2 protein-coding genes are annotated in these 972 nt (G+C 69.8%); one reads left to right on the forward strand and one right to left on the reverse strand.

The window, feature by feature from the left end; translation table 11 throughout:
• On the reverse strand, positions 1-184 hold a 184-nt coding region (locus AC1DY2_RS20130; protein WP_476764027.1), incomplete at its 3' end, for a GntR family transcriptional regulator.
• A 131-nt stretch (positions 185-315) separates the two neighbouring features.
• On the opposite strand from AC1DY2_RS20130, the gene AC1DY2_RS20135 reads away from it, so the two are divergent.
• Positions 316-972, forward strand: a 657-nt coding sequence (locus AC1DY2_RS20135; protein ID WP_476764028.1) for an ABC transporter ATP-binding protein, incomplete at its 3' end; no start/stop codon positions are given.

Consider the following 972-nt stretch of genomic DNA (forward strand, 5'->3'; position numbering starts at 1 on the left):
CGACGGCCACGCCGAGGCTGCGCGCGAGCTCGGATTCGCTCGGCAGGCGCTCGCCGTCGCGGAGCACGCCGGCGACGATCGCGTCGGTGAGGCGCTGCTCGACGAGCTCCGCGCGGCCCGCGCCGTCGAGCGGTGAGAAGACGACCGCGCGCGTGGCGTCGGCGCGGCCCGTGGCCTGCGGCATCCGACCTCCCGGCATGCGTCACGACGTCGTTCCGGCCCGTCGTCGGAACTGTGACACGACCGTAACACGCGGGTCTGGCGGAAAGCATCTGGATCCATATGATTTGAATCACGCACATCGAAGGAGACGTCATGACCGACCAGCAGCCGGCCATTCGGCTGACCGGGCTCACGAAGGAGTTCGGCGCCGTCACCGCCGTCGACCACGTCGACCTCGAGATCGGCGCCGGCGAGTTCTTCTCCATGCTGGGCCCGTCGGGGTCGGGCAAGACCACGGTGCTGCGTCTCATCGCCGGCTTCGAGCAGCCGACCGCCGGCACCATCGAGCTCTTCGGCCAGGACGTCACCAAGCGCGCCCCGTTCGACCGCGACGTCAACACGGTGTTCCAGGACTACGCGCTGTTCCCGCACATGAGCGTGCTCGACAACGTGGCCTACGGGCTGCGCGTGCGCGGACTCGGCCGCAGGGAGCGCAACGACCGCGCCATGCGGGCACTGGCCTCGGTGCGGCTCGAGCAGATGGCGGCTCGCAAGCCCTCGCAGCTCTCGGGCGGCCAGCGGCAGCGCATCGCCCTCGCCCGGGCCACGGTCGTGCAGCCGAAGGTGCTCCTGCTCGACGAGCCGCTCGGCGCCCTCGACCTGAAGCTCCGCGAGCAGATGCAAGTCGAGCTCAAGGAGATCCAGCGCGACCTCGGCATCACGTTCATCTTCGTGACGCACGACCAGGAGGAGGCGCTCACCCTCTCCGACCGCATCGCGGTCTTCAACGACGGTCGCATCGAGCAGCTC

Source organism: Agromyces sp. P1_H4 (assembly GCF_056405255.1).